At 72.6% G+C, this 11,687-nt stretch carries 13 protein-coding genes; 4 read left to right on the forward strand and 9 right to left on the reverse strand.

Annotation, left to right across the window (positions count from 1 at the left end; all coding sequences use genetic code 11):
• Positions 1-10: 10 nt before the first annotated feature.
• Positions 11-751, reverse strand: coding sequence for an ABC transporter permease subunit (locus HNR22_RS17645; RefSeq protein ID WP_179781287.1), 741 nt, complete (start codon positions 749-751; stop codon positions 11-13).
• A complete protein-coding gene (locus tag HNR22_RS17650) occupies positions 748-1,434 on the reverse strand; it encodes an ABC transporter permease (protein ID WP_179781288.1) in 687 nt (228 codons plus the stop codon). Before HNR22_RS17650 ends, HNR22_RS17645 begins: the two co-directional genes overlap by 4 nt.
• Positions 1,435-1,436: 2 nt before the next feature.
• On the opposite strand from HNR22_RS17650, the gene HNR22_RS17655 reads away from it, so the two are divergent.
• Positions 1,437-2,441 carry an ABC transporter ATP-binding protein gene (locus HNR22_RS17655; protein ID WP_179781289.1) on the forward strand — a complete coding sequence of 335 codons (1,005 nt, stop codon included), beginning with the start codon at positions 1,437-1,439 and terminating at the stop codon, positions 2,439-2,441.
• A gap of 94 nt (positions 2,442-2,535) precedes the next feature.
• On the opposite strand, the gene HNR22_RS17660 is transcribed toward HNR22_RS17655, so the two are convergent.
• The 7 genes from HNR22_RS17660 to folP all read right to left on the reverse strand — a co-directional run bounded on the left by HNR22_RS17660 (position 2,536) and on the right by folP (position 7,135).
• Entirely contained in the window at positions 2,536-3,027 is a 492-nt protein-coding gene (locus HNR22_RS17660; RefSeq protein ID WP_179781290.1) for a hypothetical protein, read from the reverse strand.
• A gap of 65 nt (positions 3,028-3,092) precedes the next feature.
• Positions 3,093-3,401: a hypothetical protein gene (locus HNR22_RS17665; RefSeq protein WP_088952069.1), complete on the reverse strand. Its 309-nt coding sequence runs from the start codon at positions 3,399-3,401 to the stop codon at positions 3,093-3,095.
• Between the two features lie 53 nt (positions 3,402-3,454).
• The gene (locus tag HNR22_RS17670; RefSeq protein ID WP_179781291.1) at positions 3,455-4,669 is read right to left on the reverse strand and encodes an ABC transporter permease; all 1,215 of its coding nucleotides are present in this window, start codon (positions 4,667-4,669) and stop codon (positions 3,455-3,457) included.
• A gap of 118 nt (positions 4,670-4,787) precedes the next feature.
• Positions 4,788-5,327 carry a DUF3180 domain-containing protein gene (locus HNR22_RS17675; RefSeq protein ID WP_088950531.1) on the reverse strand — a complete coding sequence of 180 codons (540 nt, stop codon included), beginning with the start codon at positions 5,325-5,327 and terminating at the stop codon, positions 4,788-4,790.
• A gap of 19 nt (positions 5,328-5,346) precedes the next feature.
• Positions 5,347-5,874, reverse strand: coding sequence for a 2-amino-4-hydroxy-6-hydroxymethyldihydropteridine diphosphokinase (folK, locus tag HNR22_RS17680; protein WP_179781292.1), 528 nt, complete (start codon positions 5,872-5,874; stop codon positions 5,347-5,349).
• Entirely contained in the window at positions 5,871-6,239 is a 369-nt protein-coding gene (folB, locus tag HNR22_RS17685; RefSeq protein WP_099849121.1) for a dihydroneopterin aldolase, read from the reverse strand. The genes folK and folB overlap by 4 nt, the downstream gene beginning before the upstream one ends.
• Complete coding sequence (gene folP, locus HNR22_RS17690) at positions 6,236-7,135, reverse strand: dihydropteroate synthase (RefSeq protein WP_179781293.1); 900 nt, start codon at positions 7,133-7,135, stop codon at positions 6,236-6,238. Before folP ends, folB begins: the two co-directional genes overlap by 4 nt.
• A gap of 356 nt (positions 7,136-7,491) precedes the next feature.
• Between folP and HNR22_RS17695 the strand changes: the two genes are divergently transcribed.
• The 3 genes from HNR22_RS17695 to HNR22_RS17705 all read left to right on the forward strand — a co-directional run bounded on the left by HNR22_RS17695 (position 7,492) and on the right by HNR22_RS17705 (position 11,687).
• Complete coding sequence (locus HNR22_RS17695) at positions 7,492-7,806, forward strand: hypothetical protein (protein WP_030327982.1); 315 nt, start codon at positions 7,492-7,494, stop codon at positions 7,804-7,806.
• A 13-nt stretch (positions 7,807-7,819) separates the two neighbouring features.
• On the forward strand, positions 7,820-8,182 hold the full coding sequence (locus tag HNR22_RS17700) for a hypothetical protein (RefSeq protein ID WP_053654782.1): 363 nt from the start codon (positions 7,820-7,822) through the stop codon (positions 8,180-8,182).
• Between the two features lie 70 nt (positions 8,183-8,252).
• Positions 8,253-11,687: an ATP-binding protein gene (locus HNR22_RS17705; RefSeq protein ID WP_179781294.1), complete on the forward strand. Its 3,435-nt coding sequence runs from the start codon at positions 8,253-8,255 to the stop codon at positions 11,685-11,687.

Consider the following 11,687-nt stretch of genomic DNA (forward strand, 5'->3'; position numbering starts at 1 on the left):
CCCGGACGGGTCAGGCGCTCCCGGTGGCGTCGGCGGGCCGGGGCCGTCCGAGGCGCTGCCGGCCGCGCCGCAGCGGTCGGGGGGTGACCAGTCGTTCGACGCCGCCGAGGACCACCTCGGCCAGCAGCGCGAGCCCGGCCACCAGCAGGCCGCCGGCGACGATCTGCCCGCCACCGGCGGCGATACCGATACCGAAGCCGGTTCGGATGATCTGGCCGAGGCCACCGCCGTTGACGAACGAGGCCAGCGCCGCGGTCGCGATCACCTGGACCGCCGCTGTCCGGAAACCCGCCGCCAGGTAGGGCACTGCGAGCGGCAACTCGACCCGGCGCAGCAACTGCCCGCCGGACAGGCCCATCCCCCGGGCCGCGTCGCGGGCCTCAGGGTCCACCTGCCGCACCCCGGTGTACGCGTTGGCCAGCAGCGGTGGCACGGCGAAGACGGCCAACGCCACCACGACCGGCGTACGCCCGAAGCCGCTGGCGAAGACCACCGGCAGGATGGTCAGCAGCGCCAGGGTGGGGATGGCCAGGGTGGCGTTGGACACCAGCACCACCAGGCCACCGCCCCGGCCGAGGTGCCCCAGCCAGAGCCCGAGCGGCCAGGCCACCAGGCAGCCGAGCGCCACCGCCATCGCCGAGATCGTCAGGTGCTCACCGAGGCGGTCCAGCATGCCGCCGGGGTTGGTCCAGTTCAGTGGGTCGTTGATCCAGACGATCGCCTGGCCGATCGGGTTGTCCGCGACGCTCACCGTGCCCTCCGGGCGGACCAGGGGGTCACCAGCCGGGCGACCAGGACGAGCAGCAGGTCGAGCACGAGCGCGAGCGCCACGCAGAGCAGCGCGGCGGTCATGATCTCAGCCTTGTAGAGGTTGTTCTGGAAACCCGCGAAGATCAACTGCCCGAGGCCGCCGTGCCCGACCAGCACCCCGACTGTGACCAACGCCACGGTCGAGACGGTCGCCAACCGTACGCCGGTGACGATGCCCGGCAGGGCCAGTGGCAGATCGATCCGGAACAGCCGACCCCACCGGCCGTAGCCCATGCCCTCGGCGGCCTCGCCGACCTCCGGAGGCACCTGGTTGAGCCCGGCCACCACGTTGCGCACGATCAGCAGCAACGCGTAGAGGACCAGCCCGACCAGCACCGTGGTCGTCCCGGTGCCCAGGTAGGGGGCGATGAACGCGAAGAGCGCCAGCGACGGGATGGTGTAGGCCACCCCGCTGACGGCGAGGATCGGGCCGGCGAGCGGGCGGAACCAGTACGCCAGAACGGACAACGGCAGGGCGATCAACACCGCGAACAGCACCGCTCGCCCGGTGAGGGAGGCGTGTTCGCGCACCGCGGCGAGGATCGTGTCAGAGTTGTCCCGCACGTACTGCCAGGAGAACCAGGGGTTACCCGGGTCGGCCCGGTAGCTCAGGCGGAAGGACATACGTGGACGTTACCCCGGAGGCTGCCGACGTGGCCGAATCCCCTCGCGCGGCGCAGATCCGCCTACAGGGCATCCAGAAGCGCTACCCGAACGGCACCGAGGCCGTCCGGGACCTCAGCCTGGACGTCCGGGCCGGCGAGCTGGTCGTGCTGATCGGCCCCTCCGGCTGCGGCAAGTCGACAGTGCTGCGCATGATCAATCGCCTGATCGAGCCGACCGCCGGCCGGATCCTGCTGGGCGACGAGGACGTCACCGACGTGGACCCGGTCCAACTGCGCCGCCGAATCGGCTACGTGATCCAGAACGTCGGCCTCTTTCCACACCAGACGGTCCGGGCCAACGTGGCCACAGTGCCGGGCCTGCTGCGATGGCCCAAGGGCCAGACCCGGGCACGGGTCGACGAACTGCTCGACCTCGTCGGGCTGGACCCGGCCGAGTTCGGCGGTCGCTACCCGCACGAGCTGTCCGGCGGCCAGCGGCAGCGGGTCGGGGTGGCGCGGGCACTCGCCGCCGACCCGGTGGTGCTGCTGATGGACGAGCCGTTCTCGGCCGTCGACCCGATCGTGCGGGCGCGCCTCCAGGAGGAGTTCCTCCGCCTCCAGGCCGAGGTCCGCAAGACGATCGTGCTGGTCACCCACGACCTCGACGAGGCCGTCCGGCTCGGCGACCGGATCGCGGTGCTCTCCGAGGGCGGGCACCTGGAGCAGTACGACACGCCCGCCGCGTTGCTCGGCGCACCCGCCACCCCGTTCGTACGCGAGTTCGTCGGCGCCGACCGGGGCATCCGCCGGCTGGCGGTCACTCCGCTGGACCGGGAGTCGCTCGAACCCGTACCCGGGGACGCCGCGGCGGACCTGCCGACCGTCGCGCTGGACGGCTCCGCGTACGACGCGCTGGCGGTGCTGCTCACCTCGGGGCGGGACCAGCTCGTGGTGACCGACGGCGGCCGACCGGTGGGCACGCTCAGCCGACAGCGGCTGCTCGACCTCGGCCGCCCGGCAAACTGAACTGACGAAGACCGGGCTGCCGCAGTCGGCGGCCCGGTCCCGCTGCCGGAGGCGGTCACGTCCAGGTGGCCGCCGGGCGACCGTGCCGACCGGCTCAGGCGCGACCGCCGAGGCTGGCGGTGCCGATGATCCACCCGGTGAGGAAGCCGTAGCCGGCGCCCGTGCTGGCATCCTGCAGAGCGCCCAGCATCGACGGGGTCGGCCCGAGCAGCGCCGCGAGCACGGCGGCGAGCCCGCCGGCCAGCACGTACGCGGCCCAGCCGGAGAAGAACTGGCTGACCGAGCCGGGCACCCGGGCCACCTGGGCGGCGGGCAACAGATAGAGCAGGCCCACCGCGAGGACCACCAGCAGCACAGCCCGTACGTCGGCGGCGAACAACCCGCCGGCCTGCCCGTCCGCGTCGAGCCGCCAGGCCGGCCACGCAAGCAGGCGCACGTAGAAGGCGGCGGCCGAGTTCGGGTCGGTCTGCGTACCGGCCCAGCTGGTGAAGGCCGGGCTGCCACAGATGCCGACCAGCAGCAACACGGCGAGAGCGCCGGTGCCGGCCGCCGTGCCGTAGCGGCCGACCGGGCCGGATCGGTGCATGAGCGACGTGATCCGCCCAGGCCCCGAACCGGTCGTTCGGGCGGACCTGGGCTGTCCCGAGCGGCTCAGTGCTTCATCAGGTAGTCGATGAAGGCGGCCCGCAGCAGTGGCGCGGACTCCTCATAACCGTGACCGGTCAGCTCCCGCCACAGCGCGTTGGCCTCGTCGATCGTCGGGCCGATCGAGTTCGGTGCGCCGTCCAGCACCGTGGCCTCGTCCGCGTTCGGCAGGTGCCGCAGCACCGACCAGTAGAACTTGACGTCGCGACGCTCCCGGGCCAGGGCGAACGCCCGTTCCCGCAGCTCCTCGGTGGACAACGCGTCGAGTTCCTCGAACGAGGTTCCGCCGGGGGCGGCGGCAGGTGTGTCGGTCATGTCGCCGAGCCTAACGGTCGAGATCAGCCCCGGCCCGGCGGACGCGACGCGGCTCACCGCTCGTCGGTGTCCCACCGGCGTGGGCTGTCCTCCCAGCGCGGATCCCGCCACGGGTCGGCCGGTTGGGGCGCGGCGGGAGTCGGCAGCGTCGGGGGCCAGTTGTCGACCGGCTGCGACTGAGGCATGGTCCAACCCGTGCTGATCGTGCCGTCGCCGACCGGCTCGGGCCGGTCGGTGCTGCCCGGTCGGGGCCGCCCGAAGGTCTCGACCAGCCGGGTGACCAGCACGCCGACGCCGAGCGCCACCCCGCCGACCGCCCAGTTGCTCAGCGTCCAGCCACGCTCCGGCGCGTACGTCTGGAAGAGGGTGACCACGCCGACCGCCAGCACCGTGCCGAACACCCCGCCCCGACGGCCGTACGCGCTGGTGCCGGCGAGCATGGCCACCCCCATCGCCAGCACCGTCCAGTCCAGGCCGGAGGTGGGCGCGACCGCTTCGAGGCCGTTGGCGGCGAACAGCACGCCGGCGAGGGCGGCCAGCGCGCTGGAACCGACCAACGCGACAGCGGTGACCACGGCGGCCAACGTGCCCCGCCGACGGGCCGGATCGGCGATCGGCCGGTACCGGCCGACCAGCCGGCGAACAGCCCGGGTGGCGCCGAACAGCCCGCCGAGGATGGCCACCGCGGCGAAGCCGGCGATGAGGTACCCGGCGTTGCGCCCGGGGTCGTAGTCGCCCTGCACCAGCACGGGCGCCGACCGACGTTCGATGTACACCACCACACCGGCCGCGCCGGCCAGGCTGGCAGCCCAACCGGGCACGTGCAGCACCACCACGACCAGCGCCAGCGCCAGCCCACCCAGCGCGGCGACGCCCACGGCCGGGCCGACCGACGCCGGCAGGCCCCGATCGCCCTGCTCGGCGTAGTGCAGGGCGGCGGCGAGCGCGATCGGCCCGACGGCCAGGTTCGGTGCCGCCGTCCGCAGGCTCAGCCCGGCAGCCAGGGCGAGCAACCCCAGCCCGACCGCAGCGACCAGCAGCGTCCGCAGATTGTCGCCGCGCAGGGCGGCCGAGTCTTCCTGCCAGAGCAGCCAGCCCAGGGCCGCCAGCCCGGCCAGCAGCAGAAACTCCCATCCCAGGTGCACGCCGAGCCGATCCCGGCCGGGCTCTCCATGGGTGGGGTCGTCGAAGACGTTCTCCAGAACGGCGGCGGGCACCCCTGACGAGGGTTCCGCCGACCGGTCCCGGCCCGCTTCTTCGTACCCCATACGCCGCCTCCCCAGTGGCCGGCCGTCCCCGGTCCGGCGCGCGGACGAACAGGGGGCGGCCCTTGCTCCCCGATCGCAGGCACCGTACCCGCGCCCGCAGCCGGGCGTAACCCCCTGCTCAGCGCTGGCCGGGGCGGCTCTCGCGTGGGTCCTGCTCGCGCTCGTCGTCCGGGCGTTCCGGCACCCGGCAGGAACGCTCCAGCCACAGCGCGGCACCGACCAGAGCCAGCGAGGCGAGCAGGCCCCCGGCCGCCGCCGGACGGTCGTCGAGGGCGGCGCGGGTGGTCTCCACGAAGAGCCAGCCGGTGAGTCCCGCGTAGAACCCCGCGAAGATGGCCGCGGCCAGCGCCGACGCCTTGGCCAGCACCACGAAACGGGCGACCATCAGCGGGTTGACCGGCTCCCGGCCGGGCTTGCGCTCGATCCGGCCCCGGGTGTTGATCGCGGCGTACGCCTCGAGCACGGCGAGCCCGGCCAGCGTCACCACCGGCAGCCAGGGCAGCCGGGGGATGCCGCTGTAGTAGAGAGTGCTGATCAGCAGCCAGGCCACCGCCGCGGCGGCCAGGGCGGCCACGACCAGGGTCGAGATCCGGGTGGGACCCATCCGGGACCGATCCGGGCCCGACCCGCCCGGTGGTGGGGACTTCGCCTGCGTCATGCCGGCCGGCTCCGCTCGGTCATGCCGTCGACTCTAACGCCAACTCCGGCCGAGGACGCAGTTCCAGCGCCTCGTCCGCCGCGGGGCCGGTGGTCAGCAGGTCGGTCAGCCAGCCGTGACCGGGCAGCCGACCGTACGGCTGGATGTCGATCCACGGTCGCAGCACGAAGGCCCGCAGGTGCGCCCGTGGGTGCGGCAGGGTCAGCTCCGGGTCGTCGCTGAGCACCGGCTCGTCGTCGTCGCCCCACACGGCGATCACGTCCACGTCCAGGGTGCGCGGCCCGAACCGCCGCTGCGGGTCACGCACGCGACCGGCCGCGCGCTCCGCGTCGCGGGCCCGCTCCAGCCAGTCGCGCGGGGTCGCGGTCTCGTCCTGGGCCAGCAACACCGCATTGAGGTACGCGGGCTGGTCGGCGTCGCCCCACGGTGGAGTCTCGTACACCCCGGAGAGCACGAGCACGGCGTCGCCGAGCGTGGCGACAGCCGTGCGCAGGTGCTCCAGACGGTCGCCCAGGTTGCTGCCGAGCGACAGCACGGCTCGGGTCACCGGGCACGCGCCCGGGTCATCGTGACGGCCACGTCGCTGAAGGTGTGCGGCACCGGGGCCTCTGGTTTGTGCACGGTGATCGTGGCGACGCCGACCCGCTCGTCGGCCAGGCAGACCGCGAGGAGCCGGTCCGCGAGGGTCTCGATCAGGTTGACCGGCTCGCCGGTCACCACGGCGACCAGGCGTTCGGCCAACTCCCCGTAGTGGACGGTGTCGGTGACGTCGTCGCTGGCGGCGGCCGGGGCGAGGTCCAGTTCGAGGACGGCGTCGACCACGAAGTCCTGCCCCTGCGCCCGCTCGAAGTCGTACACCCCGTGCCGGCCGTGGGCCCGCAGGCCGGTCAGCTGGATGCGGTCCGTCGTCATCGTTGCACCTCTTGCCGGTGGTGGTGGCGCGCGTCCTGCTGGCGGTCGTGGTGGGCGCCGGCCAGGCGCGGGCTGCCGGTCGCGGCCCAGACGGCGAGCGCGTCGGCGGTGGCCCGCACGTCGTGCACGCGTACGCCCCAGGCGCCCGCGGCCACCGCCAGCACGCTGGTGGCCACGGTGGCCGCCTCCCGCTCGGCGGTCGGCCGTGGGGTGCCGTCGGGGGCGGCCAGCAGCCCACCGAGGTAGGACTTGCGGCTGGCCCCGAAGAGCAGCGGGTAGCCGAGGTCCAGCAGTTCCGGCAGTCGGGCGCTGAGCTCCCAGTTGTGCGCGGCCGTCTTGGCGAAGCCGAGGCCGGGGTCGACGACGAGACGGTCGGCGGCCACCCCGGCGTCGAGCGCCGCGTCGATGCGTTGGGCCAGCTCGGCTCGGACGTCGGCGACCACGTCGGTGTAGGTGGCCAGCTCGCGCATCGTGCGGGAGTGCCCCCGCCAGTGCATCAACACCCAGGGGCAGTGGGCGTCGCGGACCACGCGGGCCATGTCCGGGTCGGCCAGCCCGCCGGAGACGTCGTTGACCACCGCCGCACCGGCGGCCAGGGCGGCTTCCGCCACCCGCGCTCGGCTGGTGTCGATGCTGACCACGACGCCCGCCGCGGTCAGCTCGCGGATGACCGGCAGGACCCGGTCGACCTCGGTCGCGGCGTCGATCCGCTCGGCGCCCGGACGGGTCGACTCGCCGCCGATGTCGACCAGGTGCGCGCCAGCGTCGCGCAGACGGACGCCGTGTCCGACGGCGGCTTCGAGGTCGGCGTACCGTCCGCCGTCGGAGAAGGAGTCCGGTGTGACGTTGAGGACGCCCATCACCACCGGGCCCGGAGCCCGCACCAGATCGGTCACGACTAGACGGTACCGGTCGCGGCAGCGGCGTTCGCCGCCCCGGGTCGGGCTCCCATCACCACCCCTGACGTGCTCGTTAGAACAGGTGTACGATCGGTCATTCGGGCAGCATCGGGCAGGCCCTTCGCGGCTTGTCGCAATCCGGGGCGGCCCGTACGCTTTGGAATTGGCCAGCATCGAGATGGCGAAGCTTGGAGGGAGGGCCGAAGCGGGGGAAAACCGCCCAAACCTCGCCACCCTCCGTGGTGAGTAACGAACGCAGGGTCAAGAACGCTGCGCCCTGTGGAGCACATTTCCCGCCAGGCTCGTCCATTGCACCGCCGCGGCACCGCCGGCCGCGCTATGGGGAGGTTCCAGTGATCGCCTTCGAGCTCATGGAGACGGCGTCTTCGGGCGTCGCCCACGCGCTCTCCACTCTGGCGTCGGCTCCACTCGCGGAGCCGGCACCGAAGGGGATCGACACCAACAGTGTCGTCACCTTCTTCGCCAGCAAGATCGCGCCGATCCTGCTCGCCGTCCTGGGCGTCATCTTCATCGGTCGCGCCAGCCGGGGCGAGATCTCCAAGGTGCTGACCAGTTCCGCCATCGCCATCGTCGGGCTCGCGTTCATCGCTGGCGCGGCAACACTCTTCTTCGTCGGCGATTACCTGATCGACCTGATCTTCGAATAGGCGCGTTCACCAGATGCGGCTGCGCACCGACGACGACATCTACCGGGCCCGCCTGGTCTACCTCGGGCCGCCCGGTTACACCCTTCCGGTCCACCTGCCCTACGCCCAGTACGGGCTCTTCATGCTGCTGGTCCCCCTCTACATGTTCATCCACTGGCTGTTCACGTTGACGGTCGAGCTCTTCCCAGCCTGGGAGATCGCGCTCGCCATCGTGACCACGTCGTTCATCTTCCGGCACGTCGACCCCGATCGGCCGGCGCGGGTGGTCATCCGCACCGCGCTGACCGACTGGCGACGCACCCGGGAGCCGGCGGTCGAGCAGCGCGATCCGCGTCTGGTCGGCAGCCGGATCAGGATTCGGGAGGAGCTGGCATGACCGGGCGTACGCCGATCGGTCCGTCGCACGACGCGGGTGACACTGTGCCCACAGTCGCTGAGGCGGTCGCATGAGCCGCTCTTCCACGCCGGGTTCTCCGGCCGGCCGCCCGGCCGGGTCGGCAGGTCACCGTGCGCACTCGTTCGACTACACCGAGGATGAGGACGAGGTGGCGCTCGACCCCGCGCTGGTGACGTCACCCGGCCACGGCGCGGTCGGCGTGTTCCAGGCACCCCGGCCGATTCCGCGCCGGACGCCGCCCGCCGAGCCGAGCGCAGTCGCGGCCGGCGAGAACGCCGACATCGACTCCCCTTTCCTGGACCTCTTCGGCTCGGCCCGGCCCGCCGGGGCGCGAGCCGTCACGGCCGGCCCGAGCACCCGGGAGCAGCCGGCGATCCCCCAGCAGCAGCTCCCGGCACCAGCCCGACCGACTCCGGAGCTGGAGCCACCGTGGACGCCCGACGACCAGCCCGGTGGCCGCAGTGTCGAGCCCCGACACGGTGGCGCTCACCCGGGCGGTGAGTCACGGGTGCCGCATCAGGCCGGTGACCGGCTGCCGATGGTCCGTCCGTCGCGCGAGCCCGACGTCACCGCCGATGGCACATCCGGGTCGAGGCGCAACGACCCCACGACCCGGCAACCTGACACCGCACCCACCGCACGGCCGACGGCGACGACGTCGGGCCGACCAACGGCCCCCGCGGAACGACCGACGGCTCATGCGGACCAGCCAGTGTCGCCGGTTGGCGGACCAACCGCCCCGGTGGACCGCCCGGCAGTGCCCGCGAGAGCGGGCCGGCCAGCTTTGGCAGGGAGCCAGAGCCGCACCGCCGGCTCGGAGCGGCCCAAGGGTGCCGGGAAAGAGGTCGCCCCGCCCCGCGAGCGTGGCGCGAGCCGCCAGGACCGACCGACCAAGCCGACCCGGATCCGCGCCCCAAAGATCAAGTTCGGTGATCGGGACCCGTCGGTCGAGCTGGCCATCACCGAAATCGCCGGTCACCTGACCTTCACTCCCAACACGGTCACCGCCTGGTACTGGCTGCCCGAGGTTCGCTGGGCGTTCCGCCCGGACGCCGAACGCGAAGCGTTGTTGTCAGCGATCTCCGAGCAGTACGCCGGCCTGGCCGGCTTCCGGCTGCACCTTCGCCGCACCACCCGGCCGTTCCCCGCCGACGAGTGGGCACGCACCATCGACGCCCACACCGCCGCACCGCTCGCCGACGTTCCCGGCACCACCGGCTGGGCCGACCACCTGGTCGCCGCCCAGCGGCACCTGATGGCGGTCAACCACGCCGAAGGCCAGACCTACCTGGGTGTCACCTTCGCCCGCCGGTCCCTCGGCGACTCGCTCACCGAACGCCTGCTGCGCACCTTCGGTCGGGGCACCGCCGACGGCGAACGCCGCAAGCTGGGCCGCACCGTGGAGCAGTTCGACGAGGTGCTCGGCGCGTTCGGCATGCGCGGTCGACGGGTCACCGCACAGGAACTCGAATGGCTGCTCTACCGCTCGGTGGCGCTGTGTATGGCACCCCCGGGGCGGCTCTCCCCGGTGACCAACGGGCATTGGGAGCGCGGCGACCTGCTCGCCCTGACCGAGCAGGTGGAGCGCTACCGCACCCCGTACGGCTCCACAGTCAAGCTGGTCAACCGGATGACCGGCGAGGAACGACACGTGGCCGTGCTCGCGGTCGGCCGGATGGAGCCGCTGGAGATCCCAGAACGGCACGAGCCCTGGCTGCACTTCCACGAGCGTCTGCCCTGGCCGATGGAAATCTCCACCCGCGTCGACATCCTCGGCTCCGGCGACTCCTTCCGTAACCTCGAACACCGGCTACGGATGATCCGCTCCCAGCAGCTCGACTACGCCGAGCACGGCATCGACGCCCCGCCGGAGCTGGAGCGACTGGCCAAGCGGGCGCTGGTGATCGGCGACGAGATGACCACCGGCCTGCCGGTCGACTCGGCCCGCGCGCACGGCTGGCACCGGATCGCCGTCGGCGGCCGGACCAGGGAGGAGTGCATGGAGCGGGCCCGCCGGCTCATCCAGCTCTACTCCCGGGAGCTGCGCATCTCGCTGCAACACCCGAAAAATCAGGACTGGCTGGCCCGCGAGTTCATCCCCGGCGAGCCGATCGCCAACACCGGCTACGTCCGCCGCATGCCGGTGCCGCTGCTGGCCGCCGCGCTACCGCAGGCCGCATCGAACGTGGGCGACCGGCGGGGCGACCTCATCGGCCGGACCGCTGGCACCTGCCGCCGCCCGGTCTTCCTCGACCTGCACTTCCCCATGGAGGTCCGGGAACGCTCCGGGCTCGCTGTCTTCGTCGCCGAACCGGGCGGTGGAAAGTCCACCCTGCTCGGCGCGCTGGGCTACCTGGCCGCCCGCAGAGGTGTCCAGGTGACCCTGCTCGACCCGTCCGGGCCGCTGGCCCGACTCTGCGCCATGCCCGAGCTGCGGCCATACTCCCGGGTCTTGAACCTGACCGGCTCGGAGCACGGCACCCTGGCGCCCTACTCGCTCATCCCGACGCCACTGCGCAGCGAGTTCGGCGCCGGGGCCGCCGGTGACCGGGAGTTCGAGATCGCGGTCTCCAACGCGCGGGCCGAACGGCGAATGCTGGTCCAGGACATCTGCATGATGCTCGTTCCGCCGCAGGTGGCCCGGGAGGCTTCGACGGCCACCCTGTTCCGACACGCGGTCCGTCAGGTCCCCGCAGAGGAGACGTCCACCCTGGACGACGTCGTGAGCTGCCTCGGGCGCCTCGACGACGACGCCGGCAAGGAGCTGGCCAACCTCCTGCTGGACACCGCCGAGATGCCCCTGGCCATGCTCTTCTTCGGCCGGCCACCCGAGGGGCTGCTCGGCGCCGACGCCGCACTCACCGTGATCACCATGGCCGGGCTGCGGTTGCCCGATCTCAAGATCGAACGGGAGTACTGGTCAGCCGAGGAGGCACTGGCCCTGCCGATGCTGCACACCGCGCACCGGCTCGCCGTACGCCGCTGCTACGGCGGCTCGATGTCGTCGCGCAAGCTCGTCGGCCTGGACGAGGCGCACTTCATGGAGGGCTGGCGATCCGGGCGTTCGTTCCTGGTCCGGCTCGCCCGCGACTCCCGCAAGTGGAACCTCGCCGCGCTGGTCGCCTCGCAGAACCCCCGCGACATCCTCGGCCTCGACGTGCAGAACCTCGTCTCCACCGTCTTCGTCGGCCGGATCGCCGAGGACGCCGAGATCGCCTCCGAAGCGCTACGACTGCTGCGGGTGCCCGTCAACGACGGGTACGAAGCCACGCTCGCCTCACTCTCCGCCGCCGACACCAGCTCGTCCAGCCGGCTCGGCTTCCGCGAGTTCGTGATGCGCGACGTCGACGGGCGGGTGCAGAAGGTCCGCGTCGACGTCTCGTACGTCGAAGGGCTCCTGGACCACCTCGACACGACGCCCGCCGCGATCGCCGCGGCGGCCGGAGTACTGCCGAGCATCCCCCTGCCGGATCTGGAGGCGTGA

Source organism: Micromonospora jinlongensis (genome assembly GCF_013410645.1).
Lineage (GTDB): Bacteria > Actinomycetota > Actinomycetes > Mycobacteriales > Micromonosporaceae > Micromonospora > Micromonospora zamorensis.

Excerpts from the sequence above, each read along its gene's own strand:
- HNR22_RS17650 (WP_179781288.1), bottom strand. The coding sequence starts at position 1,434 with ATGTCCTTCCGCCTGAGCTACCGGGCCGACCCGGGTAACCCCTGGTTC.
- HNR22_RS17660 (WP_179781290.1), bottom strand. The coding sequence starts at position 3,027 with ATGCACCGATCCGGCCCGGTCGGCCGCTACGGCACGGCGGCCGGCACC.
- HNR22_RS17665 (WP_088952069.1), bottom strand. The coding sequence starts at position 3,401 with ATGACCGACACACCTGCCGCCGCCCCCGGCGGAACCTCGTTCGAGGAA.
- HNR22_RS17670 (WP_179781291.1), bottom strand. The coding sequence starts at position 4,669 with ATGGGGTACGAAGAAGCGGGCCGGGACCGGTCGGCGGAACCCTCGTCA.
- HNR22_RS17675 (WP_088950531.1), bottom strand. The coding sequence starts at position 5,327 with ATGACGCAGGCGAAGTCCCCACCACCGGGCGGGTCGGGCCCGGATCGG.
- folB (WP_099849121.1), bottom strand. The coding sequence starts at position 6,239 with ATGACGACGGACCGCATCCAGCTGACCGGCCTGCGGGCCCACGGCCGG.
- HNR22_RS17700 (WP_053654782.1), top strand. The coding sequence starts at position 7,820 with ATGCGGCTGCGCACCGACGACGACATCTACCGGGCCCGCCTGGTCTAC.
- HNR22_RS17705 (WP_179781294.1), top strand. The coding sequence starts at position 8,253 with ATGAGCCGCTCTTCCACGCCGGGTTCTCCGGCCGGCCGCCCGGCCGGG.